At 49.1% G+C, this 12,511-nt stretch carries 10 protein-coding genes; 2 read left to right on the top strand and 8 right to left on the bottom strand.

The annotated features are described in order from the left end of the window. Window positions 1-372 precede the first annotated feature (372 nt). Window positions 373-3,105: a pyruvate, phosphate dikinase gene (gene ppdK / locus ACN0YH_RS15730; protein WP_417380530.1), complete on the bottom strand. Its 2,733-nt coding sequence runs from the start codon at window positions 3,103-3,105 to the stop codon at window positions 373-375. A gap of 629 nt (window positions 3,106-3,734) precedes the next feature. On the opposite strand from ppdK, the gene ACN0YH_RS15725 reads away from it, so the two are divergent. Continuing rightward, window positions 3,735-4,163: an FHA domain-containing protein gene (locus ACN0YH_RS15725; RefSeq protein WP_417380529.1), complete on the top strand. Its 429-nt coding sequence runs from the start codon at window positions 3,735-3,737 to the stop codon at window positions 4,161-4,163. An 18-nt stretch (window positions 4,164-4,181) separates the two neighbouring features. On the opposite strand, the gene ACN0YH_RS15720 is transcribed toward ACN0YH_RS15725, so the two are convergent. Next, window positions 4,182-5,075, bottom strand: coding sequence for an LpxI family protein (locus ACN0YH_RS15720; RefSeq protein ID WP_417380528.1), 894 nt, complete (start codon window positions 5,073-5,075; stop codon window positions 4,182-4,184). Between the two features lie 59 nt (window positions 5,076-5,134). Continuing rightward, on the bottom strand, window positions 5,135-6,217 hold the full coding sequence (gene lpxD / locus ACN0YH_RS15715; RefSeq protein WP_417380527.1) for a UDP-3-O-(3-hydroxymyristoyl)glucosamine N-acyltransferase: 1,083 nt from the start codon (window positions 6,215-6,217) through the stop codon (window positions 5,135-5,137). Window positions 6,218-6,621: 404 nt separating this feature from the next. On the opposite strand from lpxD, the gene aroH reads away from it, so the two are divergent. After that, window positions 6,622-6,993: a chorismate mutase gene (aroH, locus tag ACN0YH_RS15710; protein WP_417380526.1), complete on the top strand. Its 372-nt coding sequence runs from the start codon at window positions 6,622-6,624 to the stop codon at window positions 6,991-6,993. Between the two features lie 5 nt (window positions 6,994-6,998). Here aroH and ACN0YH_RS15705 read toward each other — a convergent pair whose 3' ends face one another. The 5 genes from ACN0YH_RS15705 to ACN0YH_RS15685 form a co-directional block, all read right to left on the bottom strand. Continuing rightward, window positions 6,999-7,847 (bottom strand): hypothetical protein, encoded by an 849-nt coding sequence (locus ACN0YH_RS15705; protein WP_417380525.1) that lies wholly within the window; start codon window positions 7,845-7,847, stop codon window positions 6,999-7,001. A gap of 297 nt (window positions 7,848-8,144) precedes the next feature. Beyond that, the gene (locus ACN0YH_RS15700; protein ID WP_417380524.1) at window positions 8,145-9,728 is read right to left on the bottom strand and encodes a hypothetical protein; all 1,584 of its coding nucleotides are present in this window, start codon (window positions 9,726-9,728) and stop codon (window positions 8,145-8,147) included. Between the two features lie 85 nt (window positions 9,729-9,813). Then, complete coding sequence (locus ACN0YH_RS15695) at window positions 9,814-10,557, bottom strand: PP2C family protein-serine/threonine phosphatase (RefSeq protein WP_417380523.1); 744 nt, start codon at window positions 10,555-10,557, stop codon at window positions 9,814-9,816. Between the two features lie 168 nt (window positions 10,558-10,725). Then, window positions 10,726-11,457 carry a PIG-L family deacetylase gene (locus tag ACN0YH_RS15690; RefSeq protein ID WP_417380522.1) on the bottom strand — a complete coding sequence of 244 codons (732 nt, stop codon included), beginning with the start codon at window positions 11,455-11,457 and terminating at the stop codon, window positions 10,726-10,728. A gap of 330 nt (window positions 11,458-11,787) precedes the next feature. Next, complete coding sequence (locus ACN0YH_RS15685) at window positions 11,788-12,495, bottom strand: PTS sugar transporter subunit IIA (RefSeq protein ID WP_417380521.1); 708 nt, start codon at window positions 12,493-12,495, stop codon at window positions 11,788-11,790. Between the last annotated feature and the right edge of the window lie 16 nt (window positions 12,496-12,511).

The following is a 12,511-nucleotide window of genomic DNA, read 5'->3' as shown; positions in this document are numbered from 1 at the left end:
ATACCGTCCGCGTCAAAGCGCTCAATACTAGTCGGAACTTTTTGAGAAGAAACACTCAAGTTCTACAGGGGGTAGGCCCTGCAAAATCGCATCACTCTACTACTGTGATGGCTGATCCGGCAGGTCTTGTAAACAAGGGATCACTAACATCCGGAACGTTTCGCAAGTAGACAATCTGAGCGTAAGGTGTGAGCGTAGAATCTTATCGTTGTATCGTCTTCGGGGGAAGAGGATTTTTGGTTAAATTCCGAAAACTCCCTGATTAATTGCGCAATCAGTATAGTCATTTTGGACCGAAAAAGAAAGCAATTAAACACAGGGAGAGGCATCAAAGCACCTCTCCCTGTGGATAAATTTAGACTGAGAATAGTCTTACGCTTTTTCTTCCAGAACAGCCTGGGCAGCTGCCAAACGGGCAATCGGCACCCGGAAGGGGGAGCAACTGACGTAATCCAGGCCCAGATCATGGCAGAAGATCACGCTGGCAGGGTCACCACCGTGTTCACCACAAATTCCAATCTTGAGCTCAGAACGAGTACTACGTCCACGTTCGACACCTGTCTGCATGAGGCGTCCCACCCCATCCTGATCGATGGTCTGGAACGGATCGGAAGGAATGATGTCGTTTTCACGATAGTGGCCGATAAACGTACCGTAGTCATCACGGCTCATGCCTAAGGTCGTCTGTGTCAGGTCGTTTGTACCGAAGCTGAAGAACTCAGCGGTTTCGGCGATCTGATCTGCACAGATTGCAGCTCTTGGCAGTTCGACCATGGTGCCAACCAGGTAGTTGACTTTGATGCCTTTCTCTTCGAGTACTTTTTCTGCTTCTGCACGAATGATGTCAGCCTGGTCATCAAATTCCGTTTTGAATCCGGCCAGGGGAACCATGATTTCAGGGAAGACTTTAATGCCTTCATTCTGAACGTCACAAGCAGCTTCCATGATGGCACGAGCCTGCATGGCTGTGATTTCCGGGTAGACAATTCCCAGGCGGCAGCCACGGTGTCCCAGCATCGGGTTCAACTCATGCAGTTCTTCAACGCGACGGCTGATGAATTCAACAGTGACACCCAGTTCGTTTGCCAGTTCTTCAGCCAGTGTGGGGTTTTCTTCCAGGTGGCGATCTGAGAGAAACTCGTGCAAAGGTGGATCTAACAGTCGAATGGTGACTGGCAGACCGTTCATGGCGCGGAAAATACCGGCGAAGTCTTCACGCTGGAATGGGAGCAGTTTGTTGACTGCTTTGGTTCGTGATTCTACATCACCGGCGGCAATCATTTCGCGGATTTCGGCCAGGTGGTGGAAGAACATGTGCTCGGTACGGCACAAGCCGATCCCTTCTGCACCGAAGGAAATCGCTTCAGCAGCCTGATCGGGCTGGTCAGCATTGGTACGCACTTTCAGTTTACGGATTTCATCGACCCAGGTCATCAACTGCTCATAACGCTGGTATGTTTCGGAATCTTCCGGCTTCATCGTTTTGGAAATCAAAACTTCGACGATTTCACTGGGTTTGGTTTCGACCTTACCAGCAAAAACTTCTCCGGTGAATCCATCGATACTGATCCAGTCGCCTTTCTTGAGAACCTTGTCACCTTTCGTGATCGTTCCGGCAGCAGAGTCAATTTTCAATTCGGAAGCACCCACGATGCAGGCCTTACCCATCTGACGGCTCACAAGTGCAGCGTGAGAGCTGGCACCACCCAGTGCGGTCAGAATCCCTTTAGATACCCGCATACCACGCAGGTCTTCCGGGCTGGTTTCGCGGCGAACCAGAACCAGCTGGGCTGAGTTGTCTTTGTTGTAGATGGCTTCGGCGTCTTCCGCACTGAAGCAGATATGGCCACAGGCGGCACCGGGACCAGCGTTGATCCCTTTCGTGAGCAGATCACCAGCCTTGGCTGCCTTTTCTTTTTCCGCAGGGTCAAAGATCGGCTGCAGTAACTGGTTCAGGTCGTCTGCAGGAATACGCTTTTTGGTAATTGCCTGTTCTTTGCTGACCAGACCTTCGTTGACCATATCGACGGCAATACGGACAGCAGCAAAACCGGTTCGTTTTGCATTACGAGTCTGCAGCATCCAGACTTTACCACGTTGAATGGTAAATTCGATGTCCTGGACGTCTTTGTAATGCTGTTCCAGCTTACGTCCGATGTCGTCCAGCTGTTTGTAACCTTCAGGCAGATCTGTGCTCAGTGTCGATTCGATCTGCTTGGGAGTTCGGATACCGGCAACCACATCTTCACCCTGGGCGTTGATCAGGTAGTCGCCACAGAATCCAGGTTCACCGGTCGAGCAGTTACGGGTCAGGCCAACACCTGTCGCACAGTCGTCGCCGAGGTTTCCGTAAACCATCGCCTGTACGTTACAGGCGGTTCCCCAGTTGTGAGGAATGCCGTAGTCACGGCGGTAAACGACAGCACGGTCATTGTCCCAGCTGCCGAATACGGCGCCGATGGCACCCCAGATCTGCTGTTTGGGATCGGTGGGGAAGTCCTGGCCGGTTCCTTGTTTGATCAGTGCTTTGAATTCGGCAACCAGTTCTTTCAACTGTTCTGCGTTCAACTCGGAATCGTACTGCACGCCCGCTTTTTCACGTTTGGCTTCCAAAGCGTGTTCGAACGGATCTTCGTCAGCGCCTTTCATGCCGAGAACCACGTCACCATACATCTGGACAAAGCGACGATAGCTGTCCCAGGCGAATGCTTCATTTCCGGACTGTTTAGCCAGTGCTTCCACAGTCGTATCATTCAGGCCGATGTTTAAGACGGTGTCCATCATACCGGGCATGGATTCACGAGCACCGGAGCGGCAGGAAACCAGAAGAGGGTTAGTGTCGCAGCCGAATTTAGCGCCCATGGCTTCTTCTACTTTTGCCAGTGCTTCTTCAACCTGTGCTTCTACACCTTCCGGGTATTCACCCTTGGTCTTGCTGTAGTGAATGCAGACTTCCGTATTCAAGGTGAAACCAGCTGGTACAGGAAGGCCGATATTGATCATTTCTGCCAGGTTAGCACCTTTACCACCGAGGCTGTTGCGCAATGTCGCATCGCCATCTGCTTTTCCATCACCAAAGAAGTACACATACTTTTGACCTGACATACTTATTTCCTCTTAGTGTTAATTGGTTAGGCTTTCGGTTCCTTCACGCAAAGAAACCGGTTGCTAACCAGTACATATCTATTGTTCAGAAGCTTGGTGCTTCTCATTAAGATGAGGGATTGAATTTCAATCCCCTCTCATGCATATATCCGGAACTCGCGGCAGTCAGCAAAGAATTTACAGACTGCTGATTGTCTTTGCAGAGAAAGACCAGTCGCTGGCGGTTGATATCCAGTTGATCCGATTTGGTTTGAACGGCTTCAGAATTTGCTCTGGTCAGTCAAGCATCATGCGGATGACTGGAATCCTGTACGTTCAACCATCGATTTTCAGCACATTTACTAGGGACACTACCATTGCTCAGACTCACCGTCAAGCGACTGGCCACAATCGAGTTAAACGCCCTGCGAATTCGAGGGATTGCTCCGAAAAGCATAGCCAGAATCTATTGGAAAAATTACCCTTATCTGGGGAACTGAGTAATTTAGCATGGAAAATAGTTCGACCTGTGATACCATGACAGGCAGGGCTCAAGGCTTCACATGTACACGCATTTCTGATTAGATCACAATAAGCATTATCTAAATAATCACTAACGCACCCAATTAATTCCCTTTCGGGCTACAGCGATGATAGCGAGATTGATTCCGGTAAATGGAGGTCAGCCGATCCTGATTAAAAAGGATGTGACCGTTGTTGGTCGGAAATCAGATCTGTGTGATATCCAGATCGATAAGAACAGCATTTCCAAGATCCATTGCGTGATTATTAAAACAGACGGCTTGTTGTTTGTGAGGGATCTGTGCAGCACGAATGGGACACGCGTAAACGGGCAGAAAATCACCCGTGGTGCTTTACTGCCTGGGGATGAGCTTTCATTGGCCTCAACGAAATTTGAGGTGGAGCTTTCGGGGGATCCGAAAGAAGATGACCCGGAAGTCGGGGTGCATCAGAAGACAGAAATGTTGACTGCGTTCAACCTGGATTTGCAGCAGGAGCAGGAAGCACTGGATTCCGATAGTGAAAATGGAAGCGAGATCAAGCTGATCTCCGAGTGATATTCTAATCCGAGTGCTTTAACTGGCCAGTTGCAGTGTCAGTTCCTCTTCGTTAAGAGAAACGATTGCAATCCCGAGCTTGTCAGCCAGGTCGGCAACTTCTTTCTGATCAATCATGATTGTCTGATTGCTTTCAATTGCCAGTACCCGACCGCCCGCTTCATGCATGGTCTGAAGTGTTTTGATACCCACAGTGGGGACATCAAACCGGCGATCCTGTTGTGGTTTCGCCACTTTGACGACCGTGAACCCACCTCGTTTACATAGCTGCCCTGCACGTTGAATCGCCCGGTCTGTGCCTTCAATGGCCTCGACCGCGATCACTGCTTTATCGTTGATTACGATGCTTTGTCCAATGTCCAGCTGTCCCATCTGTTTAGCGATGTCCCATCCCATTTTGATATCTTCCCATTGGGAATGACTGGGGCGTCGTTTAGTCAGAAATCCGTGTTTCACAAGTAACTCCGGGCAAAAATCCAATGCGGATTCAAAGAATAAATTGTCACGTTCAAATTCTTTGATCACAGCCAGCAGCAGGGTGTCGTCTTTGCGATCTTTTTTAGCATAGCGATACCACATATGCAGCGTACGTAGATCAGGTAATAATTTGAAGATGCGGAAGGGGCTGAACAGGACGGTCTTCTCAATCTTGCCAGCCATGACGATGCGCGATACTTCTTCACGCTGAAACAGCTTGATTGCTCTGCCGATTCGTGCCAGTGGGATCCAGTGAAAGGTGTCACAGACTTCGGTTAATTCTTCACTGGCCATACCAAAGATACCCAGGCAGCAGACCGAATATCCCTGTTGACGCGCCTGTTCCGCAAACACAATGGGGAAACGGCCCGCTCCTGCCAGGAGTCCGATTTGACGGTGGGTATTATCTGGGTTGTTCGTTTGCAATTCTTTCATTGATTTTTCAGAGTTTCAAATTGAAACTTTTCGTAAGCGTAAAATTAGCTGCGGGCTGATCACTGGTTGGCTTCGAGTTGATTCAGGTTCTCGAGTTGCTGACTCATTTTTTTGATCTGGTTTTCCAGTTCACGAATCTGTTTTCGCATCTCGGGGACTTTGCGAAGCGACATGACAATTTTTCGTTGTTCTTTTTCCGGTGCAGCGGGAGTACCAATATGGACTTCGCCGGCAGGAATGTCGCGATGCACTCCGGCGCGGGCACCCAGTGTGGCTCGATCGCCGATATAAACATGATCAGCAACCCCCACCTGGCCAGCACAGCGGACATAGTCGCCGGTTGTGATGGAACCGGCAAAGCCTACCTGTGAGGCAAATGCGTTATGTTTCCCGATTTCGCAGTTGTGGGCAATCATAACCTGGTTATCAATTTTGGACCCTTCCCCAATTACGGTCGGGCCGATCATGCCTCGGTCGATTGTTGTGCCGGCTCCGATTTCCACATCATCTTCAATTTGCACGCTGCCTAGATGGGGGATTTTGATAAACCGGCCTTGTTCAAAGCGATAGCCGAACCCATCACAGCCTAAAACAGCAGCAGCATGAATGATGATACGGTTGCCCAGTTTAACATCCGGATAGAGCACAGCATTGGCATGGATCGTGACATCGTCTCCAATGTGGCAATCTTCTCCGATATAAACACCCGGATAAATCCGACAGTTATTACCAATACGAACGCCGGGGCGAATGGTGACTTGGGGATAGATATGACAGTTTTCTCCCAGCTCGACATCGTCACTGATTAGCGCCTGAGGAGAGATCCCTATCTCGGGTAACATACGTAATGGACGCAGCTTCTGAATGATTTTGATGAAGGCTGCTTGAGCATCGACAACGGCAATGGAAGTGAACGGAGCTTCTTCGAAGGATTTCTCAAACAATTCTTCCAGGCGTTTTTCCAAGAGCACAGCGCCGGCATTACTTGATTTCAGCCGCTTGAGGTTTAGCTCATCGCCGACAAATGTGATATCGTGAGGACCTGCTTTCAGAACAGACTCTGCACCATGTATTTCTAATCTTTGATTACCTTTTGCCAGGCAATTCAACTCTTGAGCGATCCACTCGACAGTCGTCGACATCAAGGAGTCCTTTCCGGAAGATGCACGTTTAGTTGATCGATTGTCAGACATTCAACAGAGGGATCGGGACAGCCATCATGGCGAATCCTGTAATGCTGTTCCCCCTAATCTTGCTGATTTTTAACTGATTTTACGAATTTAATGCAAGAGCATTTTTTAAAATGGGGGATATTCCTGTTTTGACGAGTTTTTATTGAGTCTCAATTCATTCAGTAGTTAATAACAGTATCGATCGGAAAGGCGGATTAGAATTCAGGAATGTCACTGGTAGCGAACAGCCGATGAATTAGTTAGGATGGGGTCTTGGCTTTGTGGGATCGTTTGCGGAGCAATAGCCTGACGACGCAAAGTACGTCAGGCACTCCAGTTAACCAATCAATAATTAGAGATACATGGTATTTACGATGTCGGTACGTGGAATTCGTGGTGCAACAACGGTGACACAGGATGCTGCTGCAGAAGTCCTGTCTGCAACGCGTGAGCTTCTGGAACAGCTTCTCAAGTCAAACCGGATTGAAAACTACGAAGATATAGTTTCCGTGTTTTTTACAACGACTCCCGATCTGACCTCTGCCTTTCCCGCAGAAGCAGCCCGTGAACTGGGAATGAAATCAGTGCCACTGATCTGTGCTTCTGAAATTGCTGTCAAAGGGGCGATGCCTCGCTGTATCAGGGTCATGATTCACGTTAATACGGATCAGAAACAGTCAGAAGTCGTACACGTGTATTTGAATGAAGCACAAAAGCTGCGACCTGATGTCGCTTCCGCTCAGTAAGAACGTTACTGAATCTTCACAGGATCTGTTTTGGGGTCGGGAGCATCTGTCCCAATAATCGCATCAGTCGTGGTCCATTCCAGAAGCTGATCAGAACCATCTTCTTTTAGGGTGAAGGGGATACCACGTTCTTCCAGTGTATCAGTCAGCTCATCTAGTGGGTTTTTTAAAAACTGTGGCGGCAATACTGCTTTGAGCTGATCCCAGTTATCTTTGACCAGATTGATATTTTCTGGCGGGACCTGAATAAGATGTTCGGCGCGATTCACTCGGGCTATCCACATTGCCTCGTGCAGTGTCCGATGCCGTTCTTCCAGAGAGAGTGAAGAAAAAGGTCGTTTATCCAGTTGCAGCTGATGGATTGCTTTATTCCCTTTACTGATAATCTCGTCAAGTTTCTGGTCTGGTCGTAACTGGTTGCGACTGGCTGCCAATCCAAGAGCCAGGGTAAAGCTGATGAATTGCTCTTTGGACATATCTCTCCGCAGGAGTGCTTTTTTGAGAATGCGATTGCGAATGCCAAATTGATCACTGATACGCTGTATGTCCCAGATCTGTGACATATTATTCTGCTCACTGTTAACCAGGTCTTCAATAGGTAGTGAGCGAATATGGCTCCAGACCGGTGCTGGCGCATACACTGTGGGAAAGGTGGGGATCTTATCTGCGGGCATCAGTTTAATGACTTTGAGGTAGCGCTTCAGTTCTGCTTCTGTTACTTTTTCATTGATCTGTTTGAGCTCAGTATACTCAAGAGAATGCTCAGAACAACCGGAATGGTTCACCGATACCACTGCGAGAACACAGCAGATAATTCTGCAGAGTCTGGTCGTGTTGTATTTCAAAAAGGCCATGTCGGTTAACCTGTTTTCGAGTAATGTAAAAGATCCGACTTCAGTTCAGAGTTACCGTAAGGGCTCCCGATCCATTCAGGAGGCATTAACAGAATGATACGTTCTCGACTGTGTTCAGTTTTACTGTAGCATCTCCCGGGCCATTGGGGCCGAGTATATTTAGTTGAGAAATGCTATTTGTAAGTGCGATGCCCTCTAGGAAGAATATCGACTCAGCAAAAATCAGGTGCACAGTGATACGTCGAGATTTCCGAATAACCCGATTACAGGAGTTGTATGGGGGTGATTGCTCAACCCTCAGCCGGGAGGAAAATGAAATCCGGTGATCCGGCTTACGGTCGCGACACAAACGACAGCTTGAGCAGTTAAGGCGAGGATCCAGACCGTCTGCATTTTCAGAAAGGAGCCAGACGGACCTCTTTCACCGGCCTGGGAATGAGGGACCGCCTGCCAGTAAGGAATGGTCATCAGCAGGAACCAGGGAAGAAAGATCAGCCAGAGCCGCGCTGCTTCTCCCATGTTTTTTCCGGAAAGCCATAATAGTAATAGTACAATGCCACACGACAGCAGGAGTGGTGTCAGGCTGGAGTCTACGTGGAGAGATTCCCTGGCCGGGGCGAATCGTATTCGAGTACAGAGTGAGCGAAAGACCATCCAGGACAGGGGCAGTCCGAGTGCCAGGCTGATCTCAAGGGGGTTAAGCAGCAGCCACTTCCAGTAGGTCCTTGTATACTCGCTATAAAAGCCGGCATGATTTTGAAAATTCAGAAACCAGACCCGCAGCAGATTCAGGTCGAATATGGCAGCCAGGATGAGGATCGGCAAACAAAAACCTGCCAGGCCACTGAAAGAAGTTAAAGCAAATGCTTTCCAGGAGATCCGGGTGTCTCTGGAGCCTGTCAGTTGAGGCCAGAGTTGCAGTATTGAAAAACAGACCGCACATGCTCCGACCGGCAGAAACGCCAGCGTCAGGAACAGGCCTCCCCAGATCAGGAGACCTGCCAGAAAAGCGTAGATCAGATTGTTTCTTCGGCAGGCCGTTATCCACAGATACAGAAACAGTATCGCGATCACAGGGTAAAGCGCATCGGATTTCGGTTGGAAGATCAGGGTCGCCGGTATCAACGGCCAGAATGCAGTCACCTGCCAGCTTACCGTGCGCGATGTAAATTCCTGAGCAAGAAGAAACAGGGGGACAACGGTCAGTGAAGACATGATTAATGTGATCAGGGTTGCCAGCCACAGAACGGCACGGTCGCGCGGGGTGAGGGGGTGTTCGGAATTCGAAGTCATACCGGCGATGACATCGGCGGCTTCCTCAAATGATGCAGGCTGTGTGTCCAATAGTAAGGACTGCAGTCCGGGAAAAATTTCACTGAGTCGAATCAATGTAAAGTAAAACAGAGGCAGGCCTGGTGGATGAGTGCCTTCATGCAGCACATCGCCTTGTTCCATCTTTGCTTCGTAGTTACTGAGGAAGTTTGAGGCATCATGAATCTCTGTCTGTGCCTGAGTAAAATAGCCTGAGGATCCCTTATAGTACAGTACAAATGCTGCTTTTGAGAGCCGGTATTCTCCGGGAGGGCTGTCCTGCAGGAGTAGAGACCACAAGCCCGCGGCTGCTGTCAGGCCTGTCAGCCAGACAGCCAGTTCATACCAGCGACAGTACGGCATCCGCGAGAGTGCAATCAGAGCCAGCAATAGATAGACAGCGAATGCAATGCCGGATACGATCCAGCCGGGAATCAGTTCTGCAGCAGCAAACGGGATACGTTCCCAGTTCCACTCACCTTTTACGCCTAGTGGAATCTGAGTCAACCAGAGCAGGGAAATAGTGATCAGGCTGGTCAGCAGGAACGGTAAAAGAGTTCGAAATCGCATGGTTCAGCCAGAATGAAAACTGAGAGGGGGCAGTTTGCAAAGCACCGAAGACAGAGATACGCCGTGTTTTCTGTTGAGACACGGGTTATTCATCAATAAAAATTACGATGCAGGTAATATTGTCTTTGGAGCCACCTTCCTGCGCCGCTTTTACGATCTCTTCGGCTGCCTGTTGTGGTTCATCAAATTGTCCCAGCAGGTCTTGCAGTTTTTCGTCAGAGATTCCATCGGTGACACCATCCGAGCAGAGTATCATTCGATCCTGCGGTGTCGGGTCCAGATGGCGTGCTTGAGTGCCGGCACCACCGTCTTTTGTTCCAAGATAGCGATAGAGCACATTTTTGTAGCGGTGAGTTAAGGCTTCTTCAGCGGTAATCGTACCAGCGTCTACCAGTGCCTGTGTCAGAGAATGATCAGTCGTCAGTTGATGCAGGGCATTATTTCGCAGCAGGTAAACCCGACTGTCCCCTACACCGCCAATGTAAAATTTATCAACAACCTGGATAGCAAATACGATTGTTGTACCCATGCTGCGGCAGTTGGGGTCCAGCTCGCCTAGAGCCATGATTTCGAGATTTGCATGTGCGATGGCCTGATCGATAGACTGAGTTATTTTTTCAGCCTGCTCATTTTCAAAGTCGATCAGCTCATTCAGTTTCTGTGGAATGATTTCAATTGCCAACTGGCTGGCTTTTTCTCCGGCACATTGGCCGCCCATCCCATCGGCGACAAGAAAGTATTTGTTGAGTTCATCAACAAAGAGATTGTCCTCATTATTTTCACGGAAATTTCCGGTAATGCTGACTGAGCCGTAACGAATTCCAACCATTAAAAAGCCTGTATGCGCGTCGATGATAATTCTGGATGAGGCCGAGGTCTCATACCTCCCATGCTAGACAAATGTGAAATTCCTTTGGGGTATCATAGCATCTTTTGTCCGGGAAGGAAATTTTAAAAATGTTGTATCTGCTGGTTTTTTAGCGTCTTATGAGAATTTTCAGGGACAAACTGTCTGGACTAAATCCCGAACCCCCAGTGTGGTGGAGCAGATAAACAGCTCACCTGCTTCAAAACCGGCACTGGTTCCCAGTAGACGATTCTGACTCTCAACCAGCCGGTAAACCCGTTTTTTCTCGGGGGGAAACTGGGATTGATAAGCTCGAATCGAGTCAAGTTTCTGTTCGAATGTATCTGAAATATCTACGACAAACTGTCCGCTGCCTTCCGGGTAATTCAGGGAGCCAAATCCCAGAGGGTACCAGACCTGTTTCTGAATCGTGTGGGGTTCTGTGTTATCGAATTGATCATTCCATTTGGTCAAACGAGAATAAAATACCGCTGCATCTGTAATCTGCATGGCCTGCCAGTGATCAGGAGAAGCCATGGGGGTTTTACCTGCCAGTCCCAGAACAACCTTGGGGCGATATTTTCGAAACAGATTCGCCAGTGCGACTCGATTTTCAAAGCTGTCAAACAGGCGTCGATTGGTAAGTTCCAGTGTTTCCCGGACGTGGATTCCCAGAATATCTGCGGCCTGTTTTGCTTCCAGCAGCCTGGATTCCGGACCTGGGCTGAGCGGCGTTGGTTCGCCATCAGTGAGATCAATAATGCCTACCCGATATCCTTGCTGGACCAGTTTTGCCAGTGTTCCTCCACAGGCGATCTCAACATCATCCGGATGGGCTCCGACGGCGATGACATCAAGTTGTTCCGGAGATGCTGAATTCATGAGCTTTCTTTTCTTAGGCACTACAGGGAGCAGTATTAAAATACAGCTCAATCCTCTGGTGGCATTGATTCTGAAATTGGTCGTTGTGTGAGAGGTGTGTCGCTAAGTGATTCAATGACCAAAGATGCAGTCCATTCTTTGTGTTCCGGCAGCTTTCGTCAACGTTGGATATTCAAATATATCCAGAATCATAACAAACCTTTTATTCGAATACTCCCTTTTCATATGAATTCGTGATGTAGAAATCAGATGAAGTGGAACAGGAAGGACTGATTCAAGGGAAATCCGCAGGCAGCGTCTGATTAGGTACTCCCTGTCTTTCGAGGCGGATTAGGCAGGAGAGACTTTTTTTTCCGCGTCGATAATGACCTGTCTGGTGTCATGCGGAGTAGGAGCTTCACGTAACTGTTCGACAAAATCCGGCAACTGCATCAACCTGCCCAGTCGAGCGAGTACCGACAGGTGCGTTGAAGCATCAGAGCAGATCACCAGAAAAAAAATGTCAGTCAGAGTCCCGTTTTGCGCGCCAAATGGAATTCCAGACAGCGTTCGTCCATAGGCAATGACAGGCTCGCCGACGGCATCGGGGATCGGATTTCTGGGGTGGGGGATTGCTACTCCGTTTTCAAATGCTGTAGAGTAGGCTTCTTCCCGTTCCTGAACGGCAGTCAGAACAGTTGCTGGTTCCCAGATTTGCCACGTTCTGCCGGCAACTTCAATCAGGCTTTCCAAGACTGACCTTTTGGTGCGTGCATCAAGGGGGACTGCAATCAATTCTTCGGGCATCAGACTGCTAATCAGATTAACTGCATCCAGCAAAGGTGGTGGGTTCGTCTGTTCAACCCGTTCCAGCTCTGAAGTCGTATAGCCTCGCATTTCCTGTTCCAGCCAGTGCGTGATTTCAGTGGAATGGAATTGCCATTCCCCTTGAACCTTTCGCCCTGGAATTCTGCCTCGATTGGCAAGTTTTTCCAGTTCACGCCGGTCTCGGCCTAACTGTTTTGCCAGATCATTCAGGCTAAAGGATTCGTGAGCCATTACGTGTCACCGCATT

Origin of the sequence: Gimesia sp. (genome assembly GCF_048262075.1) — a bacterium.
GTDB lineage: Bacteria > Planctomycetota > Planctomycetia > Planctomycetales > Planctomycetaceae > Gimesia.
Note: the sequence above shows the minus strand (reverse complement) of the source record. Positions and strands in the feature narration are given on the sequence as shown.